Here is a 5,615-nt window from a genome sequence, read left to right as displayed (position 1 = left end):
CCGATCCGCCGCGACCGGCCCGACGCTGAACACCGTCACCGTTCCATGCGGTGGTCGCAACCGCAGCGCCAGTTCCAACGCGCTTTCATCGGCGGGATTCATCATGTACAGCACCCGACCGGCGTCAATTACGCCAGTCAGCGGATCGACTTCGATGGTGCTGGGATCAGGGACGTATTTGAGACAAACGGCAATGCGCATGGGTGGATTCTTTCTGGCCGGTTCGGGACGCTTAGGATTCCCGGAAGGTGACGCCATAACCGCCGTCCGGGTAACTCCAGCGGATCGCGCCTTCCTGATTGCAGGCGATATAACAGGTGCCGCACTCGAAACATTGTTCGTAGTTGAACAGAATGCCGCCGTCGTCCAGCGGGACGAACAGGTTGGCCGGACAGACATAGACGCAGGCATGAACCGAACACTCGCTGCGGCAGATTTCCGAGTTGACGACGATGTGCGGGGTCGCCGCCACCCGGAAGCGCACTGTGCGCATTTTTTCTTCGTGGGTGGTCATCACCATAAAAAAGCCCTCGCAGCCTGATAGACATCGCGGAATAACTGCCCCGGTCGGATCTCGAATTGGCGGGCCATCCGGTAGCTCAGCGGCAGTAGCTTGCGCTTGGCGGTGCCGTCTACCCGGAACAGGTTTTCCATGCTGCGGGCGATCAGTTCGGGATAAAAATTCTGCAAGCGCGACCCATTGACGAAGGCCGGCGCATGACGATAGGCGCGGAAATCGGTGGACACATGACGTAGTTTCAGATGCTTGCGATAAGTCGCCAAGGATCGCGCCGAATAATTGCCGCGCTGGCAAGCGGCTATTGCGGTTTCCGCTGCGGCCAGCCCGGACTGCATCGCGTAGTTCATTCCTTCCAGATACAGCCCGGCGGCCAGACAAAATCCGGCGGCGTCGCCCGCCACCAGCAGGCCGTCGGTGTACAGTTTCGGCAGCATCGCCCAGCCGCTTTCCGGGATCAGATGCGCCGAGTATTCGCGCAGCTTGCCGCCGCGCACCAGCGGCGCGACCGCCGGATGCGCCTTGAATCCTTCCAGCAGTTCATACGGACGCTTGCGCCGCTCCACCAGTGATGAGATTTGCCCGATGACTCCCAGCGATAGTGAATCGCGGTTGGTGTAGAGAAACGCGCCACCGTGAACGTCTTCAGTGACCGCGCCTAGATATTCAAAGGCGATTCCGTCGTTGCCGGTCAAATGAAAGCGATCCTGAATGATCGCCGGGTCCAGCCCGATCACTTCCTTGACCCCCAGCGACAGTTCATGGGGATGAAATTCGCGCTGTAAGCCGGCTTTCTTGGCCAGGAAGGAATTCACCCCATCGCAAGCGATCACCACCTTGCCGTAAATGTCGCCCTGCTCGCGGCGCACCCGCACCCCGACAATGCGGCCATTGTCGCGCAGCACGTCGTCCACCACGGTTGAAGTCAGCAGAAAAGCGCCCGCAGCTTCGGCCTGTGCGGCCAGCCAGCGATCAAACTTGGGCCGCAACACCGTAAAGCCATTGTAGGGCGCAGTGGCGTAACCGGGACCGGCGCAGCGGAAATCCAGCGCTACCGCCGTGGTCGGCGACATAAAGGCGATGTCGCGCCGGGTGACATAGCGTTCGACCGGAGCCTGTTCCCACCAGTTAGGAATCAGTTGGTTGAGAATGGCACTGCCGTAAAACACCGCCCCGGACACATTTTTAGCGCCGGGATATTCGCCGCGTTCCAGCAGCAGCACCTTGAGACCGGCGCGGGCGCTCAGCAAGGCCGCAGCGCTGCCGGCTGGCCCGGCCCCGACGACGATCACATCGAATTGCTCAATAGCGGAGGATACGCTCATGGCGTGGTTTCCAGGGTTACAGCGGGAGCGGCGAGCGCCTGTAGTTTGCGAATTAGAATGGGCAGGATTTGATGCAGGTCGCCGACCACGCCCAGATCGGCCCGTTTCAGAATCGGTGCGGTCCGGTCGCTGTTGACTGCGATCACCAGTTCGCTGGCGGTGATGCCGGACAGATGTTGACCCGCGCCCGACACCCCAAAGGCCATATACAGCTTGGGTGCGACGATCTGGCCGGTGGAGCCGATGAAGCGATCCACCGCCAGCCAGCCGCGATCCGCCGCTACCCGAGTGCCGCCCAGCGCCGCGCCCAGTTGTTCTGCCAGTTGTTTCACCAGCCCCATACCGGCCGGCCCGCCCGCGCCAAATCCGCCGGATACGATCCGCTCGGCCTCGTTCAGGCTCACGGTTTTGGGATCGGCAGGCAGGGTGCGCACGGTGCGGTCGCGGAAGTGAGCGGGATCGAGTTCCGGGTGTATTACCGTGACTTCAGCATGACGTTCCACTTGCGGCGGGCCAACTCCGCGCACGCCGGGAGTCAGCATCGCGCCGACCAAGGTGGCATACGGCCAGATCAGCCGCTCCTGACACGCGCCGCCATAAGTGTTGCGAATGATCTCTGGATAGCCGTCGCCGACGATGCTGATCCGCATACAGCAGCCGACCAGTGGCAGCCGCCAGCGCACCGCCAGCCGGGGCAACCAGGCCCGGATCTGGCCGCTGTCCGGGGCCAGCAGCAACAGCGGATGGGCATGGAGCAACATCGGGGCCAGCGCCTGCAACCAGCCGTCGGCGCTGAATTGCGCCAGCGCTTCATGCTCGACTGCCGTTACCTGATCCGCGCCATGCGCCGCCAGAATTTCCGCCAGCGCCGCGACTGCGCTGCCGCACAGGATGACTTGCACCCGTGCACCCAACTGATCAGCCACCTCGCGGGCTTCTTCCACACATTCCAGACTGGCCGGGGTCACTCCGCCAGGTTCGCACTCGGCGATCACCACTACGAACTTGTCCATTTACACGGCCCTCCCGGCCTGTTCACCTTCGATGATCGCGGCGTGAGCGCGGCGCGGCGCCACACAGTCGCCGATCCGGTACAGCGTCGGCACCCGCCCTTTCAGCGACTGATACAGGTCTTCGTCCACCTGGCGCACCTGCTGCAAAAGGTTTGTAGCGCGGGCGTTATCGGCTTTCAGCGCGTGATACAGCGCATCGTCGGCCTGCCGATGCACCGCCAGCACCACCGTATCCGCTTTGGGGAAATGCACCATCTGGCCGCTGTAGTTGTGCAGCGCCATCACCACGCCATGATCAATGCTGAGGACGGAATGATTCGGGGTGCAGCGAATACCCAGCCGCCGGGCCTGGCGATACCAGTTTTCCAAATCCAGGGTGACGCCCAAATCCTGGCCGACGTACAAAGTCGGGGTGACCACCTCGACTTCACAGCCCTGTTCCGCCAGAAATTCGGCGACGCTGGTGGCCTCGTGGAAACCGAGCCGGTCAATGATCAGCACCCGTTTTCCCGGCGTGACCGCGCCGGACAGAATATCCACCACATCGGCCACCTCGGGACCATCGCCGCCGGGAATAGCAAAGCGATTAGGCACTGAGCCGGTTGCTACGATCACCGCATCCGGCTTGGCGGCCAGTACCGAATCCAGAGTCGCGGTGACGCCGGTTTGCACCTCGACCCCCAGTTGCTCAATCTCATGCAGCAGGTTGCGCACGATGTCGCCAAACTCGGCGCGGCTGGCGACCCGCACCGCCCACACCACTTGTCCGCCGAGCCGGGCTTCCTTTTCCAGCAGCGTGACCCGATGGCCCCGGCGGGCAGCGACCGCAGCCGCCTTCAGGCCCGCCGGTCCGCCGCCAATCACCAGCACCCGTTTGGGTTCGGCGACGGGGGTTAGCGAACCGACGCCAAGCTGCTGTTCGCGGCCGGTGGCCGGAGTTTCGATGCAGCCCAGCCAGCGATTGAGGCCCATCCGCCCGACGCATTCCTGGTTGCAGGACAGGCACAGCCGAATATCGTCAGTCCGGTTTTCCCGCGCCTTGCGGGCAAATTCGGGATCAGCGATTTGTCCCCGGACGATGCCGACCAGATCGGCATGACCTTCGCTGAGAATGCGCTCGGCCTGAATCGGGTCCTTGATTCGCCCCACCCCGATCACCGGCAGCCGTACCGCCTTGCGGATCGCCGAGGGAATGAACAGGGCGTAATCCGGGCGGATCCGCATCGAGGCTTCGATCATGTACAGCGTTTGGGTGGCGGTGCCGATGCTGGTGTTGATCAGGTCAATCAGACCGTCGGCCTCCAGCAAGCGCGCCACCGCGACCGTCTCATCAAGGGTAATGCCGTGGCGAATCAGTTCATCGCCGCACAGCCGCACACTGATTACGTAATCGCGCCCCACTTCGTTGCGGATGGCGGCGATGATCTCCCGCAGCAACCGGGCGCGATTGTCCAGACTGCCGCCGTATTCGTCGTCGCGGTGGTTGGTGTTGCGTGACAGGAACTGACGGACGATGGAGGAATGGGAACATTGCAGTTCCACCCCATCGAAGCCGCCCTCGCGGGTATAGGCGGCCACTCGCGCATAACCCTGGATGATTTCAAGAATGTCCTCATGTTCCACCGCCTTCGCCACTTCGCGGAACAGTGGATCGGCCAGCGCTGACGGCGCCCAGGCCGGCAACCGGGTGAACATGCCGCTGCCTTGGCCGCCGTTGTGGTTGATCTGCGCCAGAATGGGCGTCCCTTCGGCGTGAACCGCCCGGGTGATCCGCTGGTAATAAGGAATGACCCGGCGATGGAAAGCGTGAATCAGCTTTTCATAGGGGTGATCGGTGGGATGAGTGGAGTGTTCTTCGGTAATAATCAGCCCGGTTCCGCCCCGCGCCCGCTCCCGGTAGTAATGAACGTGCCGCTCGCTGGGCAGGAAATCTTCAGCGTAGTTAGTCAGATGGGCGGCAAAGACAATCCGGTTCTTGACCGTGATGGTGCCGATCTTCAGAGGCGTAAACAGGATCCGCTGGCGAGTACTCATGGTTATGCCTCCCGGCCCGCACGATAGCCTTCAAGAATGGCGTGACTGAGATAGCGCGGCGCGACGCAATCGCCGGCTCGAAATACCCGCAAGCCGCTGGTTTTCAGCGCGAAGTACAGGGTTTCGTCGGGAATTTCCGGCGACACGTCCACCACCAGATCAACATTGTCGAGCCGTATTTCCTGCTGATCGAAGCGATCCGCGCCGATCACGCTGCGGGCGGTCACTTGCCGGGTCTCGAACTGCGGTCTGAGGGTGATTCCTTTAGCGGCGATGCGCTGATTCCAGGCGGTCAGTTCCAGCGAAGCCGTCAACCGCTGGCCGACAAACATATCGCTGGTGACGATTTCCACTTGCCAGCCGCGCTCGGCCAGCCATTCGGTGACACCCATACCGACCGGATCGCCGAGGGTGTCGAGGACTACGGCGCGTCCCGCTTGCGCGGGCACTTCGCCGCTCATTACTTGGCGGGGATTGACCACCGGTGCTGTTTCGTGGAACAGCACACCCGCTTGATGACCGGGAACACCACCCACCGCCACGATCACCGCATCGGGCGTTTCTGCGATGATCCGCTCGGCGGTCATCCTAACCCCGGTATGAATCGTTATTTCCAGTTTGCGAATTTGCACTTCCAGCCAGTCCACCGCCAGCGCCAACCGCTCGCGGCCCGGATCAGTTTTATCGCGACTTTCTGAGGGTGTTGTTCTTTGAAGGTTTCGCTAA

Annotated in this window: 5 protein-coding genes and 1 pseudogene; all 6 read right to left on the bottom strand. The window is 62.2% G+C overall.

The window, feature by feature from the left end:
- A pseudogene (locus BN874_RS11920) lies at positions 1-201 on the bottom strand (electron transfer flavoprotein subunit beta); the annotation flags it as partial.
- A 31-nt stretch (positions 202-232) separates the two neighbouring features.
- Positions 233-520 carry a ferredoxin family protein gene (locus BN874_RS11915; protein ID WP_051497765.1) on the bottom strand — a complete coding sequence of 96 codons (288 nt, stop codon included), beginning with the start codon at positions 518-520 and terminating at the stop codon, positions 233-235.
- Positions 514-1,842: an FAD-dependent oxidoreductase gene (locus BN874_RS11910; protein WP_034433584.1), complete on the bottom strand. Its 1,329-nt coding sequence runs from the start codon at positions 1,840-1,842 to the stop codon at positions 514-516. Before BN874_RS11910 ends, BN874_RS11915 begins: the two co-directional genes overlap by 7 nt.
- Positions 1,839-2,855 (bottom strand): electron transfer flavoprotein subunit alpha/FixB family protein, encoded by a 1,017-nt coding sequence (locus BN874_RS22615; protein ID WP_051497764.1) that lies wholly within the window; start codon positions 2,853-2,855, stop codon positions 1,839-1,841. Before BN874_RS22615 ends, BN874_RS11910 begins: the two co-directional genes overlap by 4 nt.
- Positions 2,856-4,889, bottom strand: coding sequence for a mycofactocin system FadH/OYE family oxidoreductase 2 (locus BN874_RS11900; RefSeq protein ID WP_034433582.1), 2,034 nt, complete (start codon positions 4,887-4,889; stop codon positions 2,856-2,858).
- Positions 4,890-4,891: 2 nt separating this feature from the next.
- Positions 4,892-5,521, bottom strand: coding sequence for a beta/alpha barrel domain-containing protein (locus BN874_RS11895; protein WP_230314416.1), 630 nt, complete (start codon positions 5,519-5,521; stop codon positions 4,892-4,894).
- Positions 5,522-5,615: the final 94 nt, after the last annotated feature.

This window comes from Candidatus Contendobacter odensis Run_B_J11 (assembly GCF_000531125.1).
Taxonomy (GTDB): Bacteria; Pseudomonadota; Gammaproteobacteria; order Competibacterales; family Competibacteraceae; genus Contendibacter; species Contendibacter odensensis.
This window is presented reverse-complemented; position numbering and strand designations above follow the sequence as displayed.

What these genes read in the sequence shown, in the direction of transcription:
- BN874_RS11915 (WP_051497765.1), bottom strand. Translation starts at nt 520, where the DNA reads ATGGTGATGACCACCCACGAAGAAAAAATGCGCACAGTGCGCTTCCGG.
- BN874_RS11910 (WP_034433584.1), bottom strand. Translation starts at nt 1,842, where the DNA reads ATGAGCGTATCCTCCGCTATTGAGCAATTCGATGTGATCGTCGTCGGG.
- BN874_RS22615 (WP_051497764.1), bottom strand. Translation starts at nt 2,855, where the DNA reads ATGGACAAGTTCGTAGTGGTGATCGCCGAGTGCGAACCTGGCGGAGTG.
- BN874_RS11900 (WP_034433582.1), bottom strand. Translation starts at nt 4,889, where the DNA reads ATGAGTACTCGCCAGCGGATCCTGTTTACGCCTCTGAAGATCGGCACC.